Source organism: Streptomyces africanus (assembly GCF_030816955.1).
GTDB lineage: Bacteria > Actinomycetota > Actinomycetes > Streptomycetales > Streptomycetaceae > Streptomyces > Streptomyces africanus.
Genome location: NZ_JAUSYP010000001.1, coordinates 5,749,222 through 5,762,084 on the forward strand (window position 1 = coordinate 5,749,222; position 12,863 = coordinate 5,762,084).

Below are 12,863 nucleotides of genomic sequence, written 5' to 3' on the forward strand. Positions count from 1 at the left end.
GACGATCGGCGATCGGCTATTGGCTATCGGCCGGAGTCACGGTCATCCGGCTCCCGGTAGTGGTGGTAGGCGTGGTGCGCGGCGAAACCCATTCCGGCGTACAACGCCCGCGCTCCCTCATTGTCGGCCTCGACCTGGAGCCACGCGGCCGACGCGCCCTCGTCCAGGGCACGCCGGGCCAGCGCCGCCATCACGGCCGTGCCCAGCCCCTGCCGCCGCAGCTCCGGATCGACCTCGACGGCGGCGAACCCGGCCCACCGCCCGTCGACGACGCACCGCCCGACGGCGGCCGGAGCAGCCGCTTCCGCCGAACCGGGCACGGTCGCGAACCACACGGAAGGCCCGGCGCCCAGCACCCGCAGCGCGACCTCACTCACGCCCTTGCGCTGGTAGCGGGCCAGCCACGCCTCGTCGGCCTCCCGGGACAGCACGACCCCCGACGCCTCGGCGAGGTCGGCGACCGGCGCCAGCGGCCCGACCCACAGCCCGGCCGTCACCTCACGCACCCAGCCCCGCTGCTCCAGCTCCGCGCACAGCAGCTCCTGCGTGCCCTCGGCACCGGTCGCGGTCTGGACGTAGGCGGGCAGGCCGCGCTCGCCGTACCACCGCCGGACGGCACCGAGAGCCTCGTCCAGGGACACGCCCGGGTCACCGAGCGGCAGCACGGAATTCGCCCGGCGCGTGAACCCGGACGCGGCCCGCAGCTCCCAGTCCCCGAGCCGCTCGCTCTCCACGGGCCGCCAGGCCCGCGCGGAGACCCGGGCCAGCTCCTCGTAGGAGGCGGCCGGACCGCGACGACGCGCCGGCGCGGCGGGTATGACCTTGCCCGCGACCAGCGCGGATTCCGCGATGCGGACGCTCTCGCCGGACTTCCGTGTGATCAGCAACACACCTTTGTCCCATGATGTGAGAACTCCGACCGTGTCGGTGAACTTCTCACCCGGAGCCGCATGTTCGATCAAGCTCCGCACGGAGACCCGTTTTCCCACGTCAGCAGCGGTGATACGGACCTCGAGTCGCCCGGCCGCAGAGATTTCCACAGGTCAGTTCACCCCTCCTGTTCGGATCATGCCCAAGAACGGAGATACTAGGGGCGGGCATCGACGACGCCGCGCTCCCGCGCGCCAGGCGGCGGAGCCTGAGGAGGCCCGCCAGCGCCCTATCGAGGAGGAACGACAGCGTGACCTACGTCATCGCGCAGCCTTGTGTCGACGTCAAGGACAAGGCGTGCATCGAGGAGTGCCCGGTCGACTGCATCTACGAGGGCTCCAGGTCCTTGTACATCCACCCGGACGAATGCGTCGACTGTGGTGCCTGTGAGCCGGTCTGCCCGGTCGAGGCGATCTTCTACGAGGACGACACTCCGGAGGAGTGGAAGGACTACTACAAGGCGAACGTCGAGTTCTTCGACGAGCTCGGCTCGCCCGGCGGCGCCAGCAAGCTGGGGCTGATCGAGCGCGACCACCCCTTCATCGCCGCGCTGCCGCCGCAGGCCTAGTCACCGCAAGCGGCCGGCACATCCGTGCCGCCTCGGTCCCGTACGGCCCGACCACGCCCTGGTCGCCGTACGGGGCCGAGGCGTTTGCCGTGCGACGGCTCGTACGTACCAGAAAGTGAGCCAGAAACCGTGTCCGCAGTCTCCGACCGTCTCCCCACTTTCCCCTGGGACAAGCTGACGCCGTACAAGGCCACCGCCGCCGCCCATCCGGACGGCATCGTGGACCTGTCGGTCGGCACCCCGGTCGACCCGGTCCCCGAGCTGGTCCAGAAGGCGCTGGTCGCCGCGGCCGACTCCCCGGGTTACCCGACCGTCTGGGGCACGCCCGAGCTGCGCGACGCGATCACCGGCTGGGTCGAGCGCCGCCTCGGCGCCCGGGACGTCACCCACCGCCACGTCCTGCCGGTCGTCGGCTCCAAGGAACTCGTCGCCTGGCTCCCGACCCAGCTGGGCCTCGGCCCCGGCGACCGGGTGGCCTACCCGCGCCTGGCCTACCCGACGTACGAGGTGGGCGCCCGGCTGGCCCGCGCCGCGTACGAGGTCTACGACGACCCGACGGAGCTGGACCCCGCGGGCCTGAAGCTCCTCTGGCTGAACTCCCCGTCCAACCCGACGGGCAGGGTCCTGCCGAAGGAGGAGCTCACCCGGATCGTGGCCTGGGCCCGCGAGCACGGCATCCTGCTCTTCTCCGACGAGTGCTACCTGGAGCTGGGCTGGGAGGCCGACCCCGTCTCGGTGCTGCACCCGGACGTCAACGGCGGCTCGTACGAGGGCATCGTCGCCGTCCACAGCCTCTCCAAGCGCTCGAACCTGGCCGGCTACCGGGCGGCGTTCCTGGCCGGCGACCCGGCGGTCCTGTCGCCCCTGCTGGAGATCCGCAAGCACGGCGGCATGATGACGTCGGCACCGACCCAGGCAGCGGTGATCGCGGCCCTCGGCGACGACGAACACGTCCGCGTCCAGCGTGAGCGCTACGCCGCCCGCCGCACCCTCCTGCGCGAGGCCCTCCTCGCCCACGGCTTCCGCATCGACCACAGCGAGGCCAGCCTCTACCTGTGGGCCACGAGGGGCGAATCCTGCTGGGACACGGTGTCCCACCTGGCCGAACGAGGCATCCTGGTCGCCCCCGGCGACTTCTACGGCCCGGCAGGCGCCCAGTTCGTCCGAGTGGCCCTGACGGCAACGGACGAGCGGGTAGCAGCGGCTGTACGCCGCCTGTGACGGCTTCCTGGCCACCGGCAAAGACGCCTCCAGCGGAACGGACACGACCGAGGGGTCCAGGGGAAGCTCCCTGGACCCCTCGGCCGCTTGAGACCCGGCGTCAGCCAACCGGCAGGCTCTTGACCGGCAGCGAGCCGGCCGACGGCACCCCGCCCTTCGCCAGGGAGTCCGTCGGCAGACCGCCCTGCGCCGAACCAGCCGCGTCACCGACGAGCCGCCCGGCCGAGCCCGCCGCGTCACCGGCGGCCTTCTGCGCGACCGGAAGGGTCTTCTTGACCGCCTTGCCGCTGGTCTTGCCCGCGGTCGGCACCGCCTTCTTGACGGTCTTGCTGCCGGTGTCACCCGCGGCCTTGGTGACGTTCTGCGCCGCGCCGTCGACGGTGTTGCCGACGTTCGCCCCGTCCAGGGCGGTCAGACCGCCGAGGTTCGGGGTGGCCGGCAGCTCGGGAGCCGCGCTGGCGGAGCCGGCCGCACCGACCCCGGCAGCCGCTCCCGCAGCGACGATCAACGCGGCACGGGCGATCCGGCGGGTCAGGGGGAGGGACATGGTGCTCCTTCGACGGGAGAGAACGGTGAGTTGTGAAATGTCGGCCGGGGCCGGGAGTTGATCGACTGGCGGTTGATCTCCCCGGCTCGGACGCAGTGACTACCGCTCGAAGCCCTCGAAGGTTGCGGCGCCGCAACGTAAAGAGTTGGCAATGTGTCGCATTATCGGCTGCGGATGAAAACGGGCAAAGACGCTCCCACCGGAAAGCCCGCCGAATCCTTCCAGCCCTTTGTTCCCAAGGGATCTCACGGTTTCCGGGTGAGGCCACGAAAACCTGCGCACACCGTCGCCGCCGCGCCGTCGGGGTAACCCCCAGGGGTGAAGCCCCGCACCCTTGTCTAGCCCATCGTCACGACACGGACCGCGTCCGCGTCCCGCTCCGCACCCGCGGTGCCCTTCGCCCCGGCCTCACGCCACTCGCTGGCGGTGTTCCCGGCGACCCACTCCCGCCCCGCGTACGTGACGCGTGCGATGTGCAGCTCGGAGGCGTTGGCCACGGCCCAGTGCGCCAGCTGCCAGCCGCGCTGCTCCAACGCTCTGCCCGCCGGCGGCACTGGTGTCGGCGGTCACGGGCAGCGTCATGGTCCGCCCGTCGGACCCGCCCGTACCACTCGGGGACGGCGTCGGCGCGGCCGCCGACGAGCGGCCCACCTCCGCACCGGCCGGCTCCAGCACATCGCGCCCGAAGTCCCGCACGAGCGCCGCACGCACCCCGTCCGGGCCCGCCGCCCGGGTCGCGGCCGGGCGGCCCTCACAGGTCAGCGTGGCCGCGGAATGCCCGGTGAGAGCCGCGGCGAGCAGCGCCGCGTCCGGCTCGTGCTTGGCGTAGGCCTGCGGGAAGCCGCTGCGCTGCACGCGCTGCGCGGCGTCGGTGAGGGGCAGCCGCGTGTAGCCGGGCACCTTGACCAGATGGTCGTAGAACTCGCCGGCCGAGTACGTCGGGTCCAGGATCTCCTTCGGCGTGCCCCAGCCCTGCGAGGGCCGCTGCTGGAACAGGCCGAGCGAGTCCCGGTCGCCGTGCTTGATGTTGCGCAGGGCCGACTCCTGGAGAGCGGTCGCCAGCGCGATGGTCACGGCTCGCTCCGGCAGGCCGCGTCCGTCGCCCACGGCGGCGATCGTCGCCGCGTTCACCGCCTGCTCGGGCGTGAACTCGTACGACGCCCCGTCGCCCTTGCCGGAGACGACTTTGCAGCCCGGTTCGCCCGCGCCCCCCGTGACGTACTGCACCACGAGGTAACCGGCGATCGCGAGCAGGACCACGAGCGCGGACCCGCATCGGAAGAGGCGGCCGCGACGCTTGGGAGAGGACGGCTCTGGCACGCCGTACAAGGTACTGGAGAGTACGGAGTGCCTTGTGCCAGGTGTGGACAGTGGGGCCGGGCCTGGCGCGTTAGGGTCGACGGCATGGCCGACACCTCCCTTGACCTCACGCTGGACGCCGCGGAGCTCACCGCCCGGCTCGTCGACTTCCGCTCCGAGAGCGGCACCGAGAAGCCGCTCGCGGACGCGATCGAGACCGCGCTGCGCGCGCTGCCCCACCTGACGGTCGAGCGGTTCGGCAACAACGTCGTGGCCCGGACGAACCTGGGCCGCCCGGAGCGGGTGATCCTGGCCGGTCACATCGACACCGTCCCGATCGCGGACAACGTCCCCTCCCGGCTCGACGAGGACGGCGTCCTGTGGGGCTGCGGCACCTGCGACATGAAGTCGGGCGTCGCGGTGCAGCTGCGCATCGCGGCCACGGTCCCGGCCCCCAACCGTGACCTGACCTTCGTCTTCTACGACAACGAGGAGGTCGCCGCGGAGCTGAACGGCCTCAAGCACGTCTCCGAGGCGCACCCCGAGTGGCTCCAGGGCGACTTCGCGGTCCTCCTGGAGCCCTCCGACGGCCAGGTCGAGGGCGGCTGCCAGGGCACGCTGCGGGTGCTGCTGAAGACCAGGGGCGAGCGGGCGCACTCGGCGCGCGGCTGGATGGGCTCCAACGCGATCCACGCGGCCGCCCCGATCCTCGCCCGGCTGGCCTCCTACGAGCCCCGCCGGCCGGTGATCGACGGCCTGGAGTACCGCGAGGGCCTGAACGCGGTGGGCGTCACCGGGGGAGTCGCCGGCAACGTGATCCCCGACGAGTGCGTCGTCACCGTCAACTTCCGCTACGCGCCCGACCGCACCCCCGAGGAGGCCGTGGCCCACGTCCGGGAGGTCTTCGCGGACTGCGGCGTGGACGAGTTCGAGGTCGTCGACCACAGCTCGGCCGCGATGCCGGGGCTGTCCCACCCGGCGGCGAAGGCGTTCATCGAGGCGGTGGGCGGCACCCCGATGCCGAAGTACGGCTGGACGGACGTGTCCCGCTTCTCGGCCCTGGGCGTTCCCGCGGTCAACTACGGCCCGGGCAACCCCCACCTGGCGCACAAGCGGGACGAGCGCGTGGAGACCGCGAAGATCCTCGCGGGCGAGGAGCGCCTGCGGACCTGGCTGACGGCCTGAGCGGCCGGAACGCCATCGTGTTTTACGGCGCTCGATCGCGGACATGCTCACGTCCCTCGTTCGTAACCCGCGTAGATCTACGCTGAGGTGGAACGACCGGCACGACGGAGGGAGCGCACATGGCGACCGGCAACCCCGAGGGGAAGAAGCAGCCGCCGGAGGAACAGCGCCTGGGCCCGGTCCTCCGGCGGCGGGGGCAGGTACAGGCCAGCACCACCGACCAGCGGCTGCTGGACGAGCGCGCCCCGTCCGACTGGGTGCACACCGACCCCTGGCGCGTGCTGCGCATCCAGTCGGAGTTCATCGAGGGCTTCGGCGCGCTCGCCGAACTCCCGCCCGCGATCAGCGTGTTCGGCTCGGCCCGGACTCCGGCGGACTCGCCCGAGTACGAGGCGGGTGTCCGGCTGGGGCGGGGACTGGTGGACGCGGGCTTCGCGGTCATCACGGGCGGCGGCCCGGGCGCGATGGAAGCGGCCAACAAGGGTGCCCTGGAGGCCAAGGGCATCTCGGTCGGCCTCGGCATCGAGCTGCCGTTCGAGCAGGGCCTGAACCCGTACGTCGACATCGGCCTGAACTTCCGTTACTTCTTCGTCCGGAAGATGATGTTCGTCAAGTACGCCCAGGGCTTCGTGGTCCTGCCCGGCGGCCTCGGCACGCTCGACGAACTCTTCGAGGCCCTCACCCTCGTCCAGACCCAGAAGGTCACCCGCTTCCCCATCGTCCTGTTCGGCAGCGAGTACTGGGGCGGCCTGGTCGACTGGCTCCGCCACACGGTCATCGCCCAGGGCAAGGCCGCGGAGAAGGACCTCCTCCTGTTCCACGTCACGGACGACGTGGACGAGGCGGTGGCCCTGGTGTCGAAGGAAGCGGGCAGGTAGCGGCGAGCCGGGCTGTACGGGGGCCCAGGGGGCGGAGCCCCCCTGGTACCTCGGCTAGGCCAACCCGCGCCGCGCAACGGCGGGAGCCCGGTGCCCCGCAATCGCCCCCACCATCTCCAACACCTGCCGCGTCTCCGCGACCTCATGCACCCGGTACACCTGCGCCCCCAGCCACGCGGACACCGCAGTCGTAGCCAAGGTCCCCACCACCCGCTCCTTCACGGGCCGGTCCAGCGTCTCCCCGACAAAGTCCTTGTTGGACAACGACACCAGCACCGGCCACCCCGTGGCGACCATCTCCCCCAGCCGCCGGGTCGCCTCCAGGCTGTGCCGGGTGTTCTTCCCGAAGTCATGCCCGGGGTCGATCATGATCGACTCCCTCGGCACGCCCAGCTCCAGCGCCCGCTCCGCCAGCCCGACCGTCACGTCCAGGATGTCGGCCATGACGTCGTCGTACTCCACCCGGTGCGGCCGGGTCCGCGGCTGCGCACCACCCGCGTGCGTGCACACCAACCCCACCCCGTACCGCGCGGCGACCTCGGCGAGCCCCGGATCCACTCCGCCCCACGCGTCGTTCAGCAGGTCCGCCCCGGCCTCGCACACGGCCTCGCCGACCTCGGCCCGCCAGGTGTCCACGCTGATGACCACGTCCGGGAAGCGCCGCCGCACCTCCGCGACGAAAGCGACCGTCCGCCGGGCCTCCTCCGCGGCCGTGACCTCCTCGCCCGGCCCGGCCTTCACCCCGCCGATGTCGATGATCGCGGCTCCTTCGGCGACCGCCTGCTCCACGCGCGCGAGGGCCGGCTCGTCGCGGAAGGTCGCGCCCCGGTCGTAGAAGGAGTCCGGGGTCCGGTTCACGATCGCCATGATCACCGGCTCGTGCGGCCCGAATTCCCGCCTGCCCAGCCTGAGCATCCGCTGTGACCTTTCCTGGTACGTCCCCGTCTTCCGCCGCCTGTGACCCTAACTGTCGGACTCGCATGGCACGATCGGAGCCTGACACCATCGGTGTCCGAAGACACCGACAGATCCGACCGTGGGGGCTCCGCGATGGTGATGTTCCTGTTCCTGGTTGTCGCGCTAGCCGTCGTGGTCGCCGCGGTGACCCTCGCCGTGGTGGGCGGCGGCGAGAACGGCCCGCTGCCCGAGGCCGCCCCCGAGCGGCTGCGTGACCCGCTGCCCCCGGACCGCCCGGTCGACCGTGCCGACGTGGAGGGCCTCCGCTTCCCGCTCGCCGCCCGCGGCTACCGCATGGCGGACGTGGACGACGCCCTCAGCCGCCTGGGCGCCGAGCTCGCCGAGCGTGACGCCCGCATCGCCGACCTGGAGTCGGCCCTGGCGGGCGCGAGAACAGCCGCCGCCCACGGCCCGGAGTCCAGGGACGACCACACCTCCGCGGAGAACCACGTGTCCATGGACAAGCCGGCTCCCCGCCAGGAGAACCGGCCATGAGCGACGGCGCCGCCCTCGCCGGCCCGGACGGCGCGCTGCGCTGTCCCTGGGCCCTGTCCGCCCCCGAGTACGTGACGTACCACGACGAGGAGTGGGGCCGCCCGGTCCACGGCGACGACGCGCTCTACGAGCGCCTCAGCCTGGAGGCCTTCCAGTCCGGCCTGTCCTGGATCACGATCCTGCGCCGCCGCCCCGGCTTCCGCGCAGCCTTCGCCGACTTCAAGATCGCCTCGGTGGCGGCCTTCACCGACGAGGACCGCGAGCGCCTCCTGGCCGACGCCGGCATCATCCGCAACCGCGCCAAGATCGACGCGACGCTCGCCAACGCGCGCGTGCTGGCCGAGTGGGCCCCGGGCGAACTGGACGAGCTGATCTGGTCGCACGCCCCCGAGCCGGGCACCCGCCCGGTCCCGAAGGCGCTCTCCGACGTCCCGGCCGTCACCCCCGCGTCGACGGCCCTGTCCAAGGCGCTGAAGAAGCGGGGCCTGCGCTTCGTCGGCCCGACGACGGCGTACGCGCTGATGCAGGCCTGCGGACTGGTCGACGACCACCTCCAGGCCTGCGTCGCGCGCCGCGTATGACGCCGTCGCGGCCGGTCAGCGGCCCAGATACCGGGGCTTTTCCTTGTTGACGAAGGCCCGCACCGCGATCGCGTGGTCCTCGGAGGAGCCCGCCCGGGTCTGGAGCTCGTCCTCCTTCTCCAGCGTCTCCTCCAGGGAGTGCGTCAGGCCGTAGGCCATCGACTCCTTCAGCGCCGCGTACGCCACCGTCGGCCCCTCGGCCAGGGCTCGCGCCACCTTCTCGGCCTCCGCGCGCAGCTCACCGGCCGGCACCAGCCGGTTGGCGATGCCGAGCTCGTACGCCTCCTGCGCGCTGATGCTCCTGGGGAAGAGCAGCAGGTCAGCCGCTCGACCGGGGCCGATCACCCGCGGCAGCGTCCACGAGATCCCCGAGTCGGCGGTCAGCGCCACCCCGGCGAACGAGGTGTTGAACGCGGCCGTGTCCGCCACGATCCGGTAGTCCGCCGCGAGCGCGAAGCCGAAGCCCGCCCCGGCCGCCACGCCGTTCACGGCGGCGACGACCGGCTTCGCGGCCTCGGCCAGCGCCCGCACGATCGGGTTGTAGTGCTCCCGCACCGTGCTCATGGTCTGCCCCGAACCGGTCTCCCGGTCCTCGGCCAGCAGGCCGATGTGCTCCTTGAGGTCCTGTCCGACGCAGAACGCCCGGTCACCGGCGGCCGTCAGCAGCACCGCCCGTACGGCGGAGTCGTCCGCCGCGGACCGGACCGCGTCCCGCAGGGCGACCTTCGCCGCCACGTTCAGCGCGTTCATCGCCTCCGGGCGGTTCAGCGTGATCGTCGCGAGTCCGTCGCTCACCTCGTAGAGCACGGTGTCGGCCATGGAGTATCCCCTCCGTGTCGCTGCTCGGGGACGTACCGGCCGGTACGTCCCGGGTCTGAGAGACAGCATGACCGAGATCACCGACGGCCGACCGGACCGGACGTGTGACCTGCGTCAAAGAATTCTCGTCCGTTTCCGTTCGGCGGATGTGCGTGCGGAGGCGGAGTATCGCAGTCACATCGCCGAATTGAGTGGTTTTGCTCGCGTGCGTTGCCCAAGCGATGCCGACTGATGTTGGTCATCGGGTCCTGAGATGCGGGATAATGGCCTGGAAGCAATGTGTTCGATGCCGGTGTCGCGTGTCCTGCCTCAAGGACCGCACTGTGCCCTCTTCAGGGGTCCGTCGGCCTTGACGATGAGCTGGGTTTCAGGAAGGGGAACGAGCATGGCGGCCATGAAGCCGCGGACGGGTGACGGCCCGCTCGAGGTGACCAAGGAGGGGCGGGGCATCGTCATGCGCGTTCCGCTCGAAGGCGGCGGTCGGCTCGTCGTCGAGCTGACCCCGGACGAGGCCGACGCCCTGGGCGACGCTCTCAAGAAGGTCGTCGGCTGACGCGCAAGCGACCATACCCTTTCAGCTGCCCCGGCATCACCTGAGGTGCCGGGGCGGCTGTTTTCTCCGCCTCTGACTCTCGTCTGCCCCGGCTTCCGCTCGGGTAACGTGCGGTCCGGCTACCGCTTCACCGCGCACAGCAGCCCGTCGCCCACCGGCAGCAGGGACGGCAGCAGTTCCTGGCTCTCGCGCACAGCGCGCAGCAGTTCCCGCAACCGCAGCACCTCGGTGGGCTGGGGACCGGAGTCCACCGTCCGGCCGTTCGCGAAGGCGCCCTCGAAGACGACGAGCCCGCCGGTGCGCAGCAGCCGCAACGATTCAGCGAGGTAGTCCATGACCTCCAGGCGATCGCCGTCGCAGAAGACCAGGTCGTAGCCGGCGTCCGCGAGGCGGGGCAGCACGTCCAGGGCGCGGCCCGGGATGAACCGGGCCCGGTTGCTGGCGAAGCCGGAGGCGCGGAAGGCCTGGCGGGCGAACTGCTGGTGCTCCGGTTCGGGATCCACGGTGGTCAGAACACCGTCGGGGCGCATACCGTGCAGGAGGTGGATCCCGGAGACACCGCAGCCGGTCCCGATCTCCGCGACGGCCTTGGCGTCGACGGAGGCGGCCAACAACCGCAGCGCGGCGCCCGTGCCGGGCGACACCGAGCGCAGACCCGCCTCACGGGCCCGGTCGCGGGCCCAGCGCAGCGCGTCGTCCTCGGCGACATAGGCGTCGGCGAACGCCCAGCTCGTCTGCCGGTTGCCGGTAATGACCCTCTCCTGTCCCCGTGAATGCCTGGGCGTGACTGTATCCGTTGGGCCCGGGAACCCGCAGATGGGACCGGTCGTTCAAAGAGGCAAGCGAGTGGCGCGGTTCGGGACGGGGGGCAGGCAGTGGATCGAGGCGCCGAGCAAGTGCCGACGCAGCAGTACGAGGCGTATCAGCACAGATCAAATTCTCGTAAAACCGCTTATCCGGTCCTAACGGGCGAGGTGGCTATGGTAGGGGCTCCACTGGACACCACCAGAGCTGACAGGGGAGGTGCGGCCGCGCCTGTGGATAGGGGAGGAGTGCTCCGGCGCTTCTTCACATCGGCGGGCAGGCCGACATCCGTGAACGACACTGCTGACCACAGCCACGCCGCTGACTTCGCCCAGACCGCGACCTTCACCACCGACGCGGACGGGCAGGCGTGGACTCCGCCCACGTGGGAGGAGATCGTCAGCACGCACAGCGGCCGGGTCTACCGGCTCGCCTACCGCCTGACCGGCAACCAGCACGACGCCGAGGACCTCACGCAGGAGGTCTTCGTCCGTGTCTTCCGTTCCCTGTCGACGTACACGCCGGGCACCTTCGAGGGCTGGCTGCACCGCATCACGACGAACCTGTTCCTGGACATGGTCCGCCGCAAGCAGCGCATCCGTTTCGACGCGCTCGGCGAGGACGCGGCCGAGCGGCTGCCCAGCAAGGAGCCCTCGCCGCAGCAGGTCTTCAACGACGCGCATTTCGACGCGGACGTCCAGCAGGCCCTCGACACCCTCGCCCCCGAGTTCCGCGCCGCGGTCGTCCTGTGCGACATCGAGGGACTGTCGTACGAGGAGATCGCCGCGACTCTCGGCGTCAAGCTCGGCACGGTCCGTTCGCGGATCCACCGGGGCCGCTCCCAGCTGCGCAAGGCCCTCGCGCACCGCTCTCCGGAGGCGCGCGCCGAGCGCCGCTCCTTCGTGCCCCGTGTTCCCGCACTGGGAGGAGGGGGCGCGAGCGCGTGAGCGGATCACGGCCGAAAGCTTCCGAGGGTCACCTCGCAGAGCAGCACCTGGGAGACCGACTCTCCGCCCTGGTGGACGGAGAGCTCGGTCATGACGCGCGTGAGCGTGTACTGGCGCATGTGGCCACCTGCCCGAAGTGCAAGGCGGAGGTGGACGCCCAGCGCCGGCTGAAGAACGTCTTCGCGGAGGCGGCCCCGCCGCCCCCTTCCGAGAGCTTCCTGGCCCGCCTGCAGGGACTACCCGCCGGCGGCGGCTCGGACGGTGATGCCACGCCGCCGGGCGGGGGAGCGCTGCCCGGCGGACTGTCCGGACGGTTCGGATCGTCCGGGGCCTTCGGAGCGAAGCGCGGCGACCGGTTCGAGTTCGGGTACGTCCCGGCCCGGCCGCACGTCCCCGTGCTGCCGTCCGACGACCGCGGCCTTCCTCCGGGCAGCCGGGGCTTCCGTATCCATGACGTCGGGCGGCACGAGCCCGACAGATCCTCCTCGCGCCTGCGGTTCGCCTTCGCGGCCGCCGGAGCCGTGTCGCTGGCCGCGATCGCACTGGGCGGCGTCGCCGGTGGCACAGCGACCGACACGGAGGCCCGCGGCGCCGGCGCGGGAAGCAACGTGACACCGATGCGTACGCAGGGCACGGGCGCCGCGACGCAGCCCGAATCCCAGCGGCGCCGCGGTACGGGGCCGCTGCTGGCGCAGGTGCACGGCCAGAGTGTGCTCGGCCGCACCCCGGTCGCCCCGACCGAGGTGGCCGCACCGCTGCTGCCGGGTGTGCCGCACTCCGCCGCGGGGCAGCAGGCCGTACACGCGCTGGCCGCCCCGGTGATGGCCGGTGCCGCCGTCGTGTCCCCGCTGATACGTCCGCTCGAGGCGGCCCCGCCGGCCGCCCTGACCTCGTGGTCGACGGTCCCCGAGATCGCGGCGCCCCTGTTCGCCGTGCCCCTCCCGGACACGACCTCGTCCCCCTCGTCCCCCTCTTCTCCCGCTTCCTCCCGTACGGCCCGCTGACCGGTCGCTGCGCGGCGGCGAGCGAACCTGATTGAATCCGGGGGTGGCGCCCGCGGCCGAGGCGTGGCCGTGGCG

General features: G+C 71.8%; 15 protein-coding genes and 1 pseudogene. 10 read left to right on the forward strand and 6 right to left on the reverse strand.

Annotated elements, in window-relative coordinates:
• Positions 1-23 precede the first annotated feature (23 nt).
• Positions 24-1,040, reverse strand: coding sequence for a GNAT family N-acetyltransferase (locus QF034_RS26810; RefSeq protein WP_307177348.1), 1,017 nt, complete (start codon positions 1,038-1,040; stop codon positions 24-26).
• A 140-nt stretch (positions 1,041-1,180) separates the two neighbouring features.
• Between QF034_RS26810 and fdxA the strand changes: the two genes are divergently transcribed.
• Together fdxA and QF034_RS26820 are read left to right on the forward strand one after the other, a co-directional pair.
• On the forward strand, positions 1,181-1,498 hold the full coding sequence (gene fdxA / locus QF034_RS26815; protein WP_010047804.1) for a ferredoxin: 318 nt from the start codon (positions 1,181-1,183) through the stop codon (positions 1,496-1,498).
• A 129-nt stretch (positions 1,499-1,627) separates the two neighbouring features.
• Complete coding sequence (locus QF034_RS26820; protein ID WP_307177349.1) at positions 1,628-2,719, forward strand: bifunctional succinyldiaminopimelate transaminase/glutamate-prephenate aminotransferase; 1,092 nt, start codon at positions 1,628-1,630, stop codon at positions 2,717-2,719.
• Positions 2,720-2,819: 100 nt separating this feature from the next.
• Here QF034_RS26820 and QF034_RS26825 read toward each other — a convergent pair whose 3' ends face one another.
• Entirely contained in the window at positions 2,820-3,266 is a 447-nt protein-coding gene (locus QF034_RS26825) for an ATP-binding protein (RefSeq protein WP_307177350.1), read from the reverse strand.
• Between the two features lie 338 nt (positions 3,267-3,604).
• Positions 3,605-4,586 (reverse strand): annotated as a pseudogene (locus tag QF034_RS26830) (VldE C-terminal domain-containing protein).
• Between the two features lie 84 nt (positions 4,587-4,670).
• Between QF034_RS26830 and dapE the strand changes: the two are divergent.
• Together dapE and QF034_RS26840 are read left to right on the forward strand one after the other, a co-directional pair.
• A complete protein-coding gene (gene dapE / locus QF034_RS26835; RefSeq protein ID WP_307177351.1) occupies positions 4,671-5,750 on the forward strand; it encodes a succinyl-diaminopimelate desuccinylase in 1,080 nt (359 codons plus the stop codon).
• A 119-nt stretch (positions 5,751-5,869) separates the two neighbouring features.
• Positions 5,870-6,628 (forward strand): LOG family protein, encoded by a 759-nt coding sequence (locus QF034_RS26840; protein WP_086840076.1) that lies wholly within the window; start codon positions 5,870-5,872, stop codon positions 6,626-6,628.
• 54 nt (positions 6,629-6,682) lie between these two features.
• Here the strand turns inward: QF034_RS26840 and folP are convergent, their stop codons facing one another.
• Positions 6,683-7,543 (reverse strand): dihydropteroate synthase, encoded by an 861-nt coding sequence (gene folP / locus QF034_RS26845; protein WP_307177352.1) that lies wholly within the window; start codon positions 7,541-7,543, stop codon positions 6,683-6,685.
• A gap of 141 nt (positions 7,544-7,684) precedes the next feature.
• Here folP and QF034_RS26850 point away from each other — a divergent pair, with 141 nt between their 5' ends.
• Both QF034_RS26850 and QF034_RS26855 read left to right on the forward strand, forming a co-directional pair.
• A complete protein-coding gene (locus tag QF034_RS26850) occupies positions 7,685-8,080 on the forward strand; it encodes a DivIVA domain-containing protein (protein ID WP_307179979.1) in 396 nt (131 codons plus the stop codon).
• Positions 8,077-8,661: a DNA-3-methyladenine glycosylase I gene (locus QF034_RS26855; protein WP_307177353.1), complete on the forward strand. Its 585-nt coding sequence runs from the start codon at positions 8,077-8,079 to the stop codon at positions 8,659-8,661. The genes QF034_RS26850 and QF034_RS26855 overlap by 4 nt, the downstream gene beginning before the upstream one ends.
• Before the next feature lie 15 nt (positions 8,662-8,676).
• Here the strand turns inward: QF034_RS26855 and chcB are convergent, their stop codons facing one another.
• Complete coding sequence (gene chcB / locus QF034_RS26860) at positions 8,677-9,480, reverse strand: 2-cyclohexenylcarbonyl CoA isomerase (protein WP_307177354.1); 804 nt, start codon at positions 9,478-9,480, stop codon at positions 8,677-8,679.
• 67 nt (positions 9,481-9,547) lie between these two features.
• On the opposite strand from chcB, the gene QF034_RS26865 reads away from it, so the two are divergent.
• Entirely contained in the window at positions 9,548-9,712 is a 165-nt protein-coding gene (locus tag QF034_RS26865) for a hypothetical protein (protein ID WP_307177355.1), read from the forward strand.
• A 153-nt stretch (positions 9,713-9,865) separates the two neighbouring features.
• Positions 9,866-10,033, forward strand: coding sequence for a DUF3117 domain-containing protein (locus QF034_RS26870; protein WP_003966491.1), 168 nt, complete (start codon positions 9,866-9,868; stop codon positions 10,031-10,033).
• Between the two features lie 119 nt (positions 10,034-10,152).
• Here the strand turns inward: QF034_RS26870 and QF034_RS26875 are convergent, their stop codons facing one another.
• The gene (locus tag QF034_RS26875; protein WP_279629952.1) at positions 10,153-10,851 is read right to left on the reverse strand and encodes an O-methyltransferase; all 699 of its coding nucleotides are present in this window, start codon (positions 10,849-10,851) and stop codon (positions 10,153-10,155) included.
• A gap of 162 nt (positions 10,852-11,013) precedes the next feature.
• On the opposite strand from QF034_RS26875, the gene sigE reads away from it, so the two are divergent.
• Positions 11,014-11,784: an RNA polymerase sigma factor SigE gene (gene sigE, locus QF034_RS26880; protein WP_229875547.1), complete on the forward strand. Its 771-nt coding sequence runs from the start codon at positions 11,014-11,016 to the stop codon at positions 11,782-11,784.
• A gap of 71 nt (positions 11,785-11,855) precedes the next feature.
• Positions 11,856-12,788, forward strand: coding sequence for an anti-sigma factor family protein (locus QF034_RS26885; RefSeq protein WP_307177356.1), 933 nt, complete (start codon positions 11,856-11,858; stop codon positions 12,786-12,788).
• Positions 12,789-12,863 lie beyond the last annotated feature (75 nt).

What these genes read in the sequence shown, in the direction of transcription:
- chcB (WP_307177354.1), bottom strand. Translation starts at nt 9,480, where the DNA reads ATGGCCGACACCGTGCTCTACGAGGTGAGCGACGGACTCGCGACGATC.
- QF034_RS26850 (WP_307179979.1), top strand. Translation starts at nt 7,685, where the DNA reads ATGTTCCTGTTCCTGGTTGTCGCGCTAGCCGTCGTGGTCGCCGCGGTG.
- QF034_RS26825 (WP_307177350.1), bottom strand. Translation starts at nt 3,266, where the DNA reads ATGTCCCTCCCCCTGACCCGCCGGATCGCCCGTGCCGCGTTGATCGTC.
- dapE (WP_307177351.1), top strand. Translation starts at nt 4,671, where the DNA reads ATGGCCGACACCTCCCTTGACCTCACGCTGGACGCCGCGGAGCTCACC.
- QF034_RS26865 (WP_307177355.1), top strand. Translation starts at nt 9,548, where the DNA reads ATGACCGAGATCACCGACGGCCGACCGGACCGGACGTGTGACCTGCGT.
- sigE (WP_229875547.1), top strand. Translation starts at nt 11,014, where the DNA reads ATGGTAGGGGCTCCACTGGACACCACCAGAGCTGACAGGGGAGGTGCG.
- folP (WP_307177352.1), bottom strand. Translation starts at nt 7,543, where the DNA reads ATGCTCAGGCTGGGCAGGCGGGAATTCGGGCCGCACGAGCCGGTGATC.
- QF034_RS26855 (WP_307177353.1), top strand. Translation starts at nt 8,077, where the DNA reads ATGAGCGACGGCGCCGCCCTCGCCGGCCCGGACGGCGCGCTGCGCTGT.
- QF034_RS26870 (WP_003966491.1), top strand. Translation starts at nt 9,866, where the DNA reads ATGGCGGCCATGAAGCCGCGGACGGGTGACGGCCCGCTCGAGGTGACC.
- QF034_RS26840 (WP_086840076.1), top strand. Translation starts at nt 5,870, where the DNA reads ATGGCGACCGGCAACCCCGAGGGGAAGAAGCAGCCGCCGGAGGAACAG.